At 62.3% G+C, this 11,704-nt stretch carries 9 protein-coding genes and 1 pseudogene; 6 read left to right on the top strand and 4 right to left on the bottom strand.

From position 1 onward, the window contains the following. A pseudogene (locus tag NAP1_RS15700) lies at positions 1–331 on the bottom strand (lipoate-protein ligase B); the annotation flags it as partial. Positions 332–403: 72 nt separating this feature from the next. Between NAP1_RS15700 and NAP1_RS15695 the strand changes: the two are divergent. Further along, the gene (locus tag NAP1_RS15695) at positions 404–1,234 is read left to right on the top strand and encodes a hypothetical protein (RefSeq protein ID WP_007166311.1); all 831 of its coding nucleotides are present in this window, start codon (positions 404–406) and stop codon (positions 1,232–1,234) included. 56 nt (positions 1,235–1,290) lie between these two features. Further along, the gene (locus tag NAP1_RS15690; RefSeq protein ID WP_007166310.1) at positions 1,291–2,673 is read left to right on the top strand and encodes an MFS transporter; all 1,383 of its coding nucleotides are present in this window, start codon (positions 1,291–1,293) and stop codon (positions 2,671–2,673) included. Positions 2,674–2,683: 10 nt separating this feature from the next. Here the strand turns inward: NAP1_RS15690 and arsC are convergent, their stop codons facing one another. Then, positions 2,684–3,028, bottom strand: a complete 345-nt coding sequence (gene arsC / locus NAP1_RS15685) for an arsenate reductase (glutaredoxin) (protein ID WP_007166309.1) — start codon at positions 3,026–3,028, stop codon at positions 2,684–2,686. 196 nt (positions 3,029–3,224) lie between these two features. On the opposite strand from arsC, the gene NAP1_RS15680 reads away from it, so the two are divergent. The 3 genes from NAP1_RS15680 (at position 3,225) to NAP1_RS15670 (ending at position 8,773) form a co-directional block, all read left to right on the top strand. Continuing rightward, positions 3,225–5,471, top strand: coding sequence for a TonB-dependent hemoglobin/transferrin/lactoferrin family receptor (locus NAP1_RS15680; RefSeq protein WP_007166307.1), 2,247 nt, complete (start codon positions 3,225–3,227; stop codon positions 5,469–5,471). Positions 5,472–5,491: 20 nt separating this feature from the next. Next, positions 5,492–6,496: a DUF6607 family protein gene (locus NAP1_RS15675; protein ID WP_007166306.1), complete on the top strand. Its 1,005-nt coding sequence runs from the start codon at positions 5,492–5,494 to the stop codon at positions 6,494–6,496. Between the two features lie 120 nt (positions 6,497–6,616). Next, on the top strand, positions 6,617–8,773 hold the full coding sequence (locus NAP1_RS15670) for a TonB-dependent siderophore receptor (RefSeq protein WP_156777300.1): 2,157 nt from the start codon (positions 6,617–6,619) through the stop codon (positions 8,771–8,773). Between the two features lie 6 nt (positions 8,774–8,779). On the opposite strand, the gene NAP1_RS15665 is transcribed toward NAP1_RS15670, so the two are convergent. Together NAP1_RS15665 and NAP1_RS15660 are read right to left on the bottom strand one after the other, a co-directional pair. Then, entirely contained in the window at positions 8,780–9,343 is a 564-nt protein-coding gene (locus tag NAP1_RS15665; RefSeq protein WP_007166304.1) for a (2Fe-2S)-binding protein, read from the bottom strand. A 25-nt stretch (positions 9,344–9,368) separates the two neighbouring features. Continuing rightward, on the bottom strand, positions 9,369–10,145 hold the full coding sequence (locus NAP1_RS15660; RefSeq protein ID WP_040465169.1) for a class II aldolase/adducin family protein: 777 nt from the start codon (positions 10,143–10,145) through the stop codon (positions 9,369–9,371). Between the two features lie 115 nt (positions 10,146–10,260). On the opposite strand from NAP1_RS15660, the gene NAP1_RS15655 reads away from it, so the two are divergent. Further along, on the top strand, positions 10,261–11,646 hold the full coding sequence (locus tag NAP1_RS15655; RefSeq protein ID WP_007166302.1) for an MATE family efflux transporter: 1,386 nt from the start codon (positions 10,261–10,263) through the stop codon (positions 11,644–11,646). The last annotated feature ends 58 nt before the right edge of the window (positions 11,647–11,704 follow it).

The raw sequence follows: 11,704 nt of genomic DNA, 5'->3' as shown, positions 1-11,704 counted from the left end.
GCACGTCCTTCCCGCGCTTGCCGAGGTCAAGCATCAGGTAGCCCACACGCTGGCCGGGCCCGTGATAGGTGTAGCGCCCGCCGCGACCCGCTTCGACAACCTCGAAGCGGGGGTCTGTGAGTTCGGCCGGATCGGCGCTGGTCCCAGCGGTGTAGACCGGCGGATGTTCGAGCAGCCACGCAAGCTCACCTGCCTCGCCTGCGGAAATCGCCTCGTTTCGCGCCTGCATCTCCTTGAGCGCATGCGTGTAGGCCACGGGCGCACTCTCTCGCTGCCATTCAATGCTGGCTGCGGATATGTCGCGCGGGAGATCGGGGGCGATGCTTGCCATAGCTTCCCGGTGGAGGCATTGATCGGCCAGATCAAGAGCCAATCGCTCAAGTGTGGGGCGCGGGGAAGACATATGAATTTCGACATGAATGCCTGCTGGGCCCGTGCAATCGACCTCGTTCGCAGCAATTTCCAGCTCCTCGTGGTGATCGCCGGCGTGTTTGTACTGCTCCCGTCGATTGCGACCTATCTGCTCGTGCCCGATGTCCAGATGTTCCTCGACCCCACCGCCGACCGAGAGGTCATCGCCGAGAAACTCGCCGAGATTGCCGGACCGATGCTCGGCTTCGGGGCGCTTTCGCTTGCGGTGCAGTTCACCGGCTATGGCGCGATGGTCGCCCTGATGGGTGATGGCAGGCCAACCGTTGGCCAGTCGCTGGGCACCGGGATCAAGACTGTCCCGAGCCTGTTTGTGGTCCTCATCCTCTTCATGCTGATGTACCTTGTCGGAGGGTTCCTGATCGCGCTCCCGATTTCGCTCCTGGTCGGTGTTGGCGGCGTCCCAGCTCTTGGGCTTATCGCGATTTTCCCGGTCTTGCTTTTTGTCGTGTGGCTGATGGCGCGCATGTCACTGGTCATGCCAAGCCTGATTTTTGGCGGGACCCTGAACCCGTTCAAAGGCATCGCGGGCAGCTTCCGCCTGACCAAGAAAAGCCAATGGATGATCGTGATCTTCTGGGTGGTACTCGGCGCGATCTTCGTGCTCATCAGCCTGCTTTTTAACGGCGTCTTCAGTCTAATCGCGGCGGTTTTCGGAGGAGGCACGACGAGCCTGCTCATTCTCGGTACCGCAAATGGCGTGCTTGGAATGGTGAGCGGGATCATGCTGTGTGCGGTCGCGGTCGCGATGTATAGCCAGCTTTCCGGCCCGAGCGCGAAGAGCGTTGCCGAGACTTTCGAGTAAGCAATCAGGTCAGTTCGTGATTGAAACCGTAACCGCGCAGGCTTAGCGCGGTTGCGATGGCCGACGCCGATCCCTCTCGCGACTCGATCCCTCGCACTGAAAACGCCTCGGCCTCGGGCGCGATTTCCAATGGGCGGATGGCGCTGCTTTTCACCGTCATGCTGGTGACGGCAGCGGGCAACACCGCGATGCAATCGGTCATGCCTTCGATCGGCACCGCGCTGGAGGTGAGCGACGTCTGGATCAGTCTCGCTTTCAGCTGGTCCGCGCTGTTATGGGTCGTATGCGCGCCGATCTGGGCGAGGCGGTCCGACCGGCGCGGGCGCAAGGCGATGATGTCGCTCGGCCTTGTCGGCTTTGTCGCGTCCATGGTGATTTGCGGGATGGTCTTGTGGGCAGGCCTTGCAGGATGGCTCGGAGCCTTCGCTACTCTGATCCTGTTTGCCGCGGCCCGCAGCCTCTACGGCGGGTTCGGCAGCGCCGCCCCGCCAGCAGTACAGGCCTATGTTGCCTCGCGCACCCCGCGCGCAGAGCGAACCAACGCGCTGTCACTGATCGCGTCGAGCTTTGGACTTGGTACTGTCATTGGCCCTGCGCTGGCTCCCCTCATGGTGTTGCCGTTCATGGGGCTTGGCCTGACGGGGCCGTTCATCGGGTTTGCCCTGCTTGGGATCGTGGTCCTCGTATTGCTCCACCTTCAATTGCCCAATGACCAACCGCAGTTTGCCGCCCGCGGTATGGCGACCAGTTATTCAGGCCCAAGCGAAACGCTTAGCGAGGAAGAACTCGAGGACGAGGCCGAGACCGGCGGAGTGACGGGCGAAATGGTTGGAGAGCCACCGCGCCTCAAATGGACCGACCCGCGAATCCGGGCCTGGATAATAGCGCAGCTTTTGGGCGGGCATGCGCAAGCGATGGTGCTCGGTATCACCGGGTTCCTCGTTCTCGACAGGCTGGCCCTGCGCGACACGCCTGCTGAAGGCGCAGGGCCTGTGGGGCTGGTGCTAATGGCAGGCGCAATTGCCTCACTGCTGGCGCAGTGGGGGATCATCCCGCGCTTCAATCTGGGGCCGCGAGCAGCGACCCTGGCGGGCGTGCTAACCGCTGCTCTGGGGACGGCGCTCCTTGCGGCAGGCACCCAGCTTCACGTCATCGCGCTTGGCTATGCCATCGCCTCGCTAGGCTTTGGCCTGTTCCGGCCCGGCACCACCGCAGGAACGTCGCTCGCCGTGACGCGCGCAGAGCAAGGGCAGGCATCGGGCGTGGTCGCGAGCCTTGCAGGCTTCAGCTACATCTATGCGCCTGCGCTGGGCGTGTGGCTCTACGGCTATTCGGACTGGGGCGCGTTCGGGCTGATCATCGCGCTGTGCCTTGCGGTTGCCGTACATGGCTGGCGCGGGCTGCAGGCCGACGAGGACCTGACCACCGAGCGCCGCTAAGCGGGCGCACTCAAAGCAGCTTCAGCACTTCGTCCTGAGGTCGGCAGATCGCAACGCCCTTCTCGGTCTCGACCAGCGGTCGGTTGATCAGGATCGGGTCGGCCACCATTGCATCGAGCACCGTGTCAGCGTCCGCGTCGGGCAAGCCGCGCTCTTGCGCATCGGTTCCGCGCAGGCGCAGGCCCTCGGCAGGGGTGATTCCGGCATCCTTGTACAGCTGCTCAAGCTTCTCGCGGGTCGGCGGATCCTTGAGATACTCGACGACGGTCACATCGACCTTCGACAGGTTCTCCAGGATCGCGAGCGTCTTGCGAGACGTCCCGCATTTGGGGTTGTGCCAGATCGTCGCCTTCATCGCGTCATCCTTCAATTGTGAGCCACCCGGACGGGGTTTTTCCGCCGAGCACGGCTAACCGATGCGGAAGGGATTCGCCACCCGGTTCATAGGTGATCTTGAGCGGAAACCCATCTTGCGAGTAATTCTCAATTTCCTTGTTGCGTTTGCGAGTCATTGTCATTAGCAGAATCGACCGACGCAAGAGAGGAAACACATGACACGCAACTTCGCCCGCAGCGCTCTGCTCCTTTCAGCTGCGAGTCTCGCCTTTCCCGCCGCCGCTGATGATTCCGAAGCCAGCGCCAAGGCCGAATCCTACGATGGGCTGATCACGGTCACGGCGACGCGCACTCCCGTCCAGGAGGAAGAAGCGCCCGCGACCATCACCATCATCACCGACGAGCAGATCGCGGATGAACTGGCGACCGACGTGCGCGACCTCGTTCGTTACGAGCCCGGCGTCACGGTGCGCCGTGCGCCCGCCCGCTTTGGCGCTGCGCTTGGCTCGACTGGCCGTGCCCGGAACGAGGATTTCGTCATTCGCGGCATCGGCGGCAACCGTGTGCTGATCCAGGTCGACGGCATCCGCTCGCCGCAAGGCTTCAGCTTCGGCGCACAGGAAGCGGGGCGCGGCGGCTTTTCCGATGTGAGCCTTGTGAAGCAGGTCGAGATCCTGCGCGGCCCCGCCTCCGCGCTTTATGGCAGCGACGGGCTTGCGGGCGCGGTCAGCTTCACCACTGCCGACCCGGTCGATGTCCTTCGGGCAGACAAAGTCGGCGGGTTTGTCCGCTCGCACTATTCGAGCGAGGACGAGGAGTTCGCACAGACCGCGACGCTAGCTGCTCAATCAGGCAACTTCTCTGGCATGGTCGCCCACACCCGCCGCGACTTCTCGGAGCTTGAAAACCAGGGTGAGATCGGCGGCGTCGGACAAGCGCGCACCCTGCCCAATCCACAGGACGGCGAATCCAACGCGGTGCTTGGCAAGCTCGTTTGGGACAATGGCGATCATCGCCTGCGCCTGACCGGCGAATGGCTTGAAACCGAAGTCTTTACCAACGCACTCACCGGCCTTGGCCCAGCGTTCCTGTTCGGCCCGGCGCCGGTCTGGACCGTCGACCGCCTTGAAGCCGAGGACACGACCAGCCGCGCGCGCGTTTCTGCAGACTGGACGTATGAAGGCGAGGCCGACGACCTCATCGAATACGCCTTCCTCGCAGCGTATTATCAGGACGCCGAAGACCGCCAATTCACCGAAGAAGACCGCACCGCACTGGGCTTCATTCCCGCGCCCGACCGCACGCGCCTCAACACGTTCGAGAACGAGGTCTACGGCATCAACGCCGAGACGCGCAGCAGCTTTGCAACCGGTCCGCTCTCGCACACGATCGCTTTCGGCGGCGATGTCAACTGGACCCGGCAGGAAGGCGTTCGTGACGGCACCTTCCCCGGCCGCGGCGAGAGTTTCCCAACGCGCGCCTTCCCCGTCACCGACTTCACGCTTGGCGGCGTGTTCATCGCGGATGAGATCACCTTCGGCGACGGAGCTTTCACGCTTTACCCGGCTCTGAGGTTCGACTTCTACGACCTCAACCCGACCGACGACCCACTGCTCACCGTGTTCAACCCACAAGGCCAGTCGGACAGCCGCCTCTCACCCAAGGTCGGCGCGACCTACAAGTTTGCCGACGACTTCCTGATCTTCGCCAATTACGCGCAAGGCTTCCTCGCGCCGACGCCGTCTCAGGTGAACAACTTTTTCGAGTTTATCGCGGGCGGATACACTTCGCTTCCCAACCCTGATCTCGGCCCCGAAACCAGCGAGAGTTGGGAGATTGGCGCGCGTTACATCGGCGATGTCTTCGGCCTCGAAGTCGTGGGCTTCAAGGGCACCTACGACGACTTCATCAGCCAGCAGGTCGTTGGCGGATCGTTCACGCCGCAAGACCCCGCGATCTTCCAGTTCGTGAACTTCACCGAGGTCGAGATCGACGGCTTCGAGGTAAAGGGATCGATGGAGCTCGACAGCGGCGTCAATGCCCGCCTCGCCATCGCCTATGCCAACGGCGACATCATCAACGCCGACGGCAGCCGCACCCCGCTCGACACGGTTGACCCGTTCAACTTGATCGCCGGGCTCGGTTACCGCGACCGGCAAGGTCGCTTCGGCGCGGAACTGATCCTCACCCACAATGCGCGCAAGGACGCGAACGAGCTCGAGCGCGCGGCGGACGGAGCCGACCTCTTCATCCGCCCAGAGGCCTCGACCGTGTTCGACCTCACCGCTTTTGTTGAGGTGACCGAGGCGCTGAAACTGCGCGCCGGGATCTTCAACCTCTTCGATGAACGATACGCCGTGTGGTCCGACGTGCGCGGCCTGCGCGTCGAGGATCGCGGCATCGCCGGTGCCTTCACCCGTCCGGGACGCAACGTGAGCGTTTCGGCGAGCTTCCAATTCTGACGTTGAAAGGGAGATTACCCATGATGAAATTTGCCAAGACCACCCTGCTTGCTAGCCTCGCCAGCGTGGCATTCGCCGCCGCCTCGGCCCCCGCGCTCGCCGACGATCCGATCGAACGCAGTGCGGCTGCCGAACAGGCCGCATTTCAGGCCGACCGCGAAACGATCCTATCCATGGCAGGCGACTTCAAGGTCACTTTCGACATGCGCGAATCCACCGCCTGGATGGAGGGTTACGAAGCGCTCGAGCCAAAGCTGTCGGGCGGCTATGAAAGCGTGCGCGTGATCGAGGATACGGGGACCAAGATCGTGCTCCAGCACCTTCTTGTCGTGGGTGATGAAGAGAGCCCTTACGTCGTCAAGCACTGGCGGCAGGACTGGCAGTACGAGCCCGATACGATTCTTACCTATGAAGGCGGTGACCGCTGGGAGATGACGCCGGTGCCCGAGGCGATGCGCGCTGGCCGCTGGTCGCAAACCGTTTGGCAGGTCGATGACAGCCCGCGCTATGCCGGTTGGGGCCAGTGGGAGACCACCAATGGCGTGAAGCGCTGGCGCTCGAACTGGACCACCCGCCCGCTCGCCCGCCGCGATGCCGTGCGCGATCCCATCTACGACCGTTATGTCGGCATCAACCGCCACCAGATCACGCCCTCGGGCTGGATCCACTGGCAGGACAACACCAAGATGATGCCAGCCGAAGACGGCAGCGGTGAACTGGTCCCGGTCGTGCAGGAATATGTGCTCAACACCTACGAGCGGTTCGACGACTACAATGTCGCAGCTGCCGAAGCCTATTGGGAGCAGACCGCAGATTACTGGGAAGCGGTGCGCGCCGAATGGGACAAGGTTGCCGAGGCCAACGGCGGCATCCGCATAGCACAACAGGCACAGTACGGCACCGAGATCGCGGCGAAGCTGCTCGAACTCGCGGATGCCATCAGGACAGGCGAGGCCGAATCGGATGAGGCAACCGCTGAGGCCGTGGCCCTGATCGAGGCGGGCACCGCCCGCTCGGGTGGCTGAATTGCCACACAAATCCGGCTTCTAGAGGGACAGATCGCGCTTTGAGAACAATTCTCAATTTTCGGGTTGAATATGAGAATAGTTTTCAATAGCGCGATTTTGTCAATCGGAAGGGACATGATGAACCGTACACTTTCGCGCGCCGCGCACCTCCTCTCCTGCGCCGCGCTCGCTTTCCCGGCAGCTGCCGAAGAAACAGCACCGCAAAGCACCGACCTGCTGTCTGAGGCAGGACCAATTCTGGAGACGCAGGGCGACGATATTCTCGTCACCGGAGACGTGCTGCAATCGAGCGTGGTCGCGTCGGTCAAGACCCCCACTCCGATCATCGACGTCCCCCAAAGTCTCACGATCACGACCGAAAAAGAGATCGTCGATCGCGGCTTCACCAGCATCGGCCAGATCGTCGATTACACGCCGGGCGTGAACACCTCACAAGGCGAAGGCCACCGCGATGCCATCGTGTTCCGGGGCGTGCGTTCGACCGCAGACTTCTTCATCGACGGCATCCGCGACGACGTTCAGTATTATCGCGGGCTCTACAACCTCCAGCAGGTCGAGATCCTGCGCGGCCCCAACGCGCTGCTGTTCGGACGCGGCGGTACGGGCGGCGTGCTCAACCGCGTGACCAAGAAGGGCGAGCTTAACGCCAACTTCGCGGGCGGTCAGGTTGCGCTCGACACGTTCGGCGAATTCAGCGTGCAGGGCGACATCAACCTGTCCTCGTCCGAAACCTTCGCCTTCCGGCTCAACGCGTCGTACGAGAACCTGAACAATCACCGCGATTTCTATGACGGCGAGCGCATCGGCATCAACCCGACCGCGCGCATCGCGCTGGGCGAAGACACCACGCTCGACCTCGCTTACGAATATGCGAACCACGACCGTTTCGTCGATCGCGGCATCGTGACCGGCACCGATGGCCGTCCGGTCGAGGCGTTTGAGGAAATCGTCTTCGGCGATCCCGAACTGAACTTCCTCGACCTCGAAGCGCACTTGCTGCGCGCCAACCTCCAGCACAATTTCTCCGACAACTGGAAGGGTGTCGTTAGCGCGTTCTACGGCGATTACGACAAACTCTATTCGAACTTCTACGCATCGGGCTACGATCAGGCGAACACGCCGGGTCAGGTGACGACCGATGGCTATGTCGACACGACGACGCGCGAGAACCTGATCCTATCGGGCAACCTCGTCGGCGAGTTTGAAACCGGCAGCGTCGGGCACACGCTGCTGATCGGCGCGGAATACATCAACACCCAATCGGTGAATGACCGCTTCAACCCCGTCTGGGACCAGACCAATGACGACAACGAAATCTTTGCGGTCCAGCGCCCGCTGGCGCTGCGCGGCGGCGTTGGCGTCAACGCTTCGGGTCAGGTCACGACGGTTGCCTTCAGCGACCTCAACGACTTCACCGACGGCGATCTCGATGTCTTCTCGATCTTCATTCAGGATGAAATCAAGCTGACCGAATGGCTGAACGTCGTAGTCGGTGGCCGCTTCGACAGCTTCGACCTCACCGTCATCGATCTTGCCAATGGCGGCGCGGTTCAAAGCCGCAAGGACGAGGAATTCTCCCCGCGTGGCGGCCTCATCATCAAGCCGCAGGACAACATCTCGATCTATGCGAGCTATTCGGAAAGCTTCCTGCCGCGCTCGGGCGAACAGTTCGCGAGCCTTGGCGGGAACGCCGCAGCGCTTGATCCCGACGAGTTCGTGAACCTCGAAGCCGGGGTGAAGTGGGATATCCTCGACCGCCTCAGCCTGACCGCAGCGGTGTTCGAGATCGAACAGAGCACGCCTGAAGTCGACGACACCGACCCGGCGCTGCTTGTCGTGGTGGATTCGACCATTTCGGGTTTCGAGTTCCAGCTTCAGGGTGAAGTCATGCCTGGCTGGCAGGTTTCGGCTGGCTACAGCTATCTCGACGGCGAGCAGGTCGACCAGACCGGCCCCACTGGCCTTCGCCCGCGGGAGCTCCCTGAAAACATGTTCTCGATCTGGAACCAGATCACCGTCACCGACCGCTTCGGCATCGGCGTTGGCCTGACGCACCAGGACGAGAGCTTCATCAACAACTCGAACAGCGCGATCCTGCCAAGCTACACCCGCATCGACGCGGCAGCTTACTACGAAGTCAGTGAAAACTGGCGCGTACAGGTCAATGTCGAAAACCTGACCGACACGCTGTACTTCCCAAACTCGCACTCGACCCATCAGGCGAGTGTCGGCGCGCCGCTCAATGCGCGCTTTGCGATCAACGGGCGCTTCTAAGCGAAATCAATCCTCGGGTGCTTCGGCATCCGAGGGCGTTCGCAGCGCGGGCACCATCGCGGCGGCGTCTTCGGGCGCAATGCCGGGTGCGGGCGCTGCGCCGATGCTTTCGCCGCGCTGGGCGACGCGCCCCGCTCTCTGGATTGCGCTCACCAGCCGCGGATAGACGCCGCAGCGGCACATGTTCTGGATCGCATCCTCGATCTCCGCGCGAGAGGGAACGGGATTGCGTTGGAGCAGCGCGGCCGCCGCGATCACGATACCCGGAGTGCAATAGCCGCACTGGATCGCCTGTTCGGCCACCATTGCCTGCTGCACCGGATGCGAGCGGTCGCGCGACACGCCTTCGATCGTAGTGATGAAGCGTCCCTCGGCCTCGGCCAGAGTGATCCGGCACGAACGAAGCGCCGCTCCATCCACCAGCACCATGCACGCGCCGCAGTCGCAATTGCCGCCGCCGCCCGCTTTCGTCCCGGTAAGGTTCAACGCCTCACGCAGCGCGTAAAGCAGCGGCATTTCGGCATCGAGGTCGAACTCGACCGGCCGGTCGTTGACGGTCATGCGCGGCATGCGCTGGCCCTATCTCTTGAAAGAATCAGTTGCGCCAGCTGTCGTCGATCTTGTCGATCCGGCGCTTCCACGCCTCGAAATCGAACACGCCTGCGCCGCCCTGGCTCGCCATGACGGAGAGGTCGCGCTGGTGCACGTCGATCACTTCCTGAGGCACGACACGCGGCTCGCCCTGCGAAAGCGTGGCGACCTGGATCTCGCAGGCGCGCTGAAGCGCCCACATCTTCACGAACATGCCCTGGATCGTGCCATCCATGACAACCGGGCCGTGATTGCGCAGCATCAGGATCGAGTGATTACCAAGGTTGCGCACCAACCGCTCGCCTTCCTCGGCGCGAACGGTCACGCCCTCGAAGTCGTGATAGCCGATCTGATCCTGAAAATTGCAGGCGTAGAAGCTGATCGGGAGCAGGCCGTCCTTGTGGCTGCACACCGACATGGTTGCGGTCGTGTGAACATGGCAGATCGCATCAGCTCGGCTGCCAAGATGCTTGTGGAAATAGCCGTGCTGAGTGAAGCCGGCCTTGTTCACCATATATGGCGATCCGCCTACATTATTCCCCTCTACGTCGATCTTCACGAGGTTCGATGCGGTCACTTCGTCATAGAGCAGCCCGAACGGGTTGATGAGGAACGTGTCCTTTTCGCCCGGAACCTTGAGAGAGATGTGATTGTAAATCGATTCCCCCCAGCCAAGATGGTCGAAAATCCGGTAGCACGCCGCAAGGTCGAGCCGCGCCTGCCATTCTTCCTTGCTGACCTTCCCTTCAAGGCTGTTGTCGGGCTTGAGCTGGGTTGCCATGATTTGATGCCTCTCCATGTCTGAGCTTTGGCAACTCTTATCGCATGTCAATTCGCTCAGGCAAAAGGATTTCACTTTGCGCCGGGCCCCTCGCGCGGCTAGGCGCTGATCAGCGATGAGCGACACGGACAATTCAGCGGAGAAATCCGCGAGCGCGAAGCTCACGCAAGGCAGCATCACCGGCCACCTTGTCGGACAGACCTTGCCCGCGATCATCGGGGTCGCGGCGATCATGTCGATCGGCCTCGTGGATGCATACTTCATCGGGCAGCTGGGGTCAGACGCGCTCGCGGCGATCTCGTTCATCTTCCCGATTTCGGTCGCGCTGACCTCGCTCGGCGTCGGCGTCATGGTCGGCATCAATTCGGTCGTTGCACGCGCGCTGGGTGAAGGCGACAGCGAACGCGCTGCGCGAAGGGCCAATTTCGGACTGGTCTTTGCAGTTGGCGCGGGCGGCGTCATCGGCCTTGCCCTGTTCGCTCTGCACGATCCGCTGTTCCGCCTGATGAATGCGCCGGACAACCTGATGCCGCTCATTCGCACCTACATGCAGCCCTTCGCCCTCGGCTTCCCGCTGATCCTCGCGATTATGGGCTTTAACGGCATTCTTCGCGGACAAGGCGAAGCGCGTCGGACTAGCATCGTGAGCATCACCTATGCCGCCGCGAACTGGGTGCTCGATCCGATCCTGATAACCGGCTCACCCGATTTCCTGTTCGGCGGCTTTGAAGGCTTCGGCATTGTCGGCGCAGCCTATGCAACGATCATCGGATGGGGCTGCGGCGCGGCGATGGCGCTGGTTTTGGTGAAGCAGACCGACATACCGCTCAACCCCTCGCTCCTTGCGAAATCGAACCTTGCCGATTCCGCGTCGAGCATTGCCAAGGTCGCAGGACCTGCAGCATTTTCGAACGCGATTAACCCGATCGGCCTTTCGATCCTGACCGCTCTGATCGCCACAGCTGGGCAGGATGCGGTCGCAGGGTTCGGAGCCGCTGGCCGGTTGCAGAGTTTTGCCACAGTGCCCCTGCTCGCGCTTTCGGGAGCGATCGGTTCGATCGTTGGCCAGAACTGGGGTGCAAGAGAGTTCGGACGAGCGCGGAGCGCGGCTCTCTACGCGGGGATTTTCTGCGTTGTCTGGGGCCTTGGCACCGCGGTTCTGCTGACGTCGGCAGGCGAGACATTTGCACGGGCCTTCACCGACGAGCAGCCCGTGATCGAAGAGTTCGCGCTCTACTTGAAGATCGCGGCATGGGGTTATGCGGGCTTTGGCATCCTGATCGTTGCCAATGGCATTCTCAATGCGATCGACAAGGCCTCTTTTGCGCTCGGCCAGTCCGTTGCCCGCGTCTTTCTCGTAATGTTGCCCGTCGCCTGGTTGCTTCAGGAATCGTGGGGCAGTTCTGCGATCTACACCGCCGAACTTGCGGCGAATATCTTTGGCGCCCTGACCGGCGCCGTCCTTGTCTGGCTGGTGCTTGTGCGCCGCGCTCCCAAATAAGGCGAACTCGCCGCGCCAACCGGAGCTTCGGGTAGGCAATCATTAACCATCTGTGTCC

It is taken from the genome of Erythrobacter sp. NAP1 (genome assembly GCF_000152865.1).
GTDB lineage: Bacteria > Pseudomonadota > Alphaproteobacteria > Sphingomonadales > Sphingomonadaceae > Erythrobacter.
The sequence above is the reverse complement of the archived record's forward strand: the minus strand, read 5'-3'. Positions and strand labels throughout refer to the sequence as shown.

Excerpts from the sequence above, each read along its gene's own strand:
- NAP1_RS15675 (WP_007166306.1), top strand. The coding sequence starts at position 5,492 with ATGATGAAATTTGCCAAGACCACCCTGCTTGCTAGCCTCGCCAGCGTG.
- NAP1_RS15670 (WP_156777300.1), top strand. The coding sequence starts at position 6,617 with ATGAACCGTACACTTTCGCGCGCCGCGCACCTCCTCTCCTGCGCCGCG.
- NAP1_RS15660 (WP_040465169.1), bottom strand. The coding sequence starts at position 10,145 with ATGGCAACCCAGCTCAAGCCCGACAACAGCCTTGAAGGGAAGGTCAGC.
- NAP1_RS15665 (WP_007166304.1), bottom strand. The coding sequence starts at position 9,343 with ATGCCGCGCATGACCGTCAACGACCGGCCGGTCGAGTTCGACCTCGAT.
- NAP1_RS15655 (WP_007166302.1), top strand. The coding sequence starts at position 10,261 with ATGAGCGACACGGACAATTCAGCGGAGAAATCCGCGAGCGCGAAGCTC.
- NAP1_RS15680 (WP_007166307.1), top strand. The coding sequence starts at position 3,225 with ATGACACGCAACTTCGCCCGCAGCGCTCTGCTCCTTTCAGCTGCGAGT.
- NAP1_RS15695 (WP_007166311.1), top strand. The coding sequence starts at position 404 with ATGAATTTCGACATGAATGCCTGCTGGGCCCGTGCAATCGACCTCGTT.
- NAP1_RS15690 (WP_007166310.1), top strand. The coding sequence starts at position 1,291 with ATGGCCGACGCCGATCCCTCTCGCGACTCGATCCCTCGCACTGAAAAC.
- arsC (WP_007166309.1), bottom strand. The coding sequence starts at position 3,028 with ATGAAGGCGACGATCTGGCACAACCCCAAATGCGGGACGTCTCGCAAG.